General features: G+C 64.6%; 1 protein-coding gene. It reads left to right on the forward strand.

From position 1 onward, the window contains the following. On the forward strand, positions 1-788 hold a 788-nt coding region (locus HF877_RS21100; RefSeq protein WP_240952878.1), incomplete at both ends, for a condensation domain-containing protein.

Genomic DNA, 788 nt, shown 5'->3' on the forward strand with positions numbered 1-788 from the left:
GCCGGTTTCGATGTCACGCAGCAGGTTCCGATCCGAGTGCGGCTGCTGCGAATCACGCCGGAAGAGCATGTGCTGGTGGTGGTAGTTCATCACATTTCCGGTGACGGGTTCTCGATGGGGCCGTTGACCCGGGACGTGGCAACGGCGTACGCAGCGCGGGCCGTGGGCGCGGTCCCGGAGTGGTCGGCGTTGGAAGTCCAGTACGCGGATTACACGCTGTGGCAGCGAGAGGTCCTCGGCGACGAGTCCGATCCGGAGTCGCTGCTCGCGCGGGAAACCGAGTTCTGGCGCACTGCTTTGGCGGATCTTCCTGAAGAGTCGACGTTGCCGTCCGACCGGCCCCGCCCGGCGGTCTCGAGTTACCAGGGTGCCTCGTACAGTTTCACGATCGATCGGCGCGTCCGCGCGGGTATCACCGATCTCGCCCGTCTCAGTGGCGCAACGGAATTCATGGTGGTGCATGCTGCTCTTGCGGTGCTGCTGTCCCGGTTGAGCGCCCAGTCCGATATTGCGATCGGCACGCCGATCGCCGGTCGTGGCGACGCCGCGCTCGACGATCTGGTGGGTATGTTCGTCAACACGCTCGTATTGCGGACGTCGGTTGATGGTGGGGTGTCGTTCGGGGAGCTGCTCGATGCCGTACGTGGGGTCGATCTCGAAGCGTTCACGCACGCGGATGTGCCGTTCGAGCGGTTGGTGGAGGTGCTCGACCCTGCGCGTTCGCAGGCGCGTCATCCGCTGTTCCAGGTGATGCTGACTTTCCAGAATTTGGCGGCTGCGGAGCTCGA

The organism is Rhodococcus sp. BL-253-APC-6A1W (assembly GCF_012843405.1).
Classification (GTDB): domain Bacteria; phylum Actinomycetota; class Actinomycetes; order Mycobacteriales; family Mycobacteriaceae; genus Rhodococcus.